We start from the raw sequence: 226 nt of genomic DNA, 5'->3' as shown, positions 1-226 counted from the left end.
TATGAAGCAAATGGTTTTTGCTGGTGTAGCACCAATTTTGATCATAATTTAGGCTCTAAGAATGTAATCATTAACGGAACTCAATATAGCGTAGTTGATATTTGCGACGAATTAGAACAGCATCCACTGTTTAGAGACAGAAATGATGGAGACAATATATACAATGATGTACAATGTGGTAATGGACCTTTAAATGATTCTAGTGATGAACCTATTTGTCCTGGTA

General features: G+C 34.5%; 1 protein-coding gene. It reads left to right on the top strand.

Annotated elements, in window-relative coordinates; genetic code table 11:
- A partial coding sequence (locus tag DZ60_RS25320) for a hypothetical protein (RefSeq protein WP_034230182.1) occupies nucleotides 1-226 on the top strand: 226 nt, incomplete at both ends.

The sequence above is a fragment of the Aquimarina pacifica genome (genome assembly GCF_000520955.1).
Taxonomy (GTDB): Bacteria; Bacteroidota; Bacteroidia; order Flavobacteriales; family Flavobacteriaceae; genus Aquimarina; species Aquimarina pacifica.
This window is presented reverse-complemented; position numbering and strand designations above follow the sequence as displayed.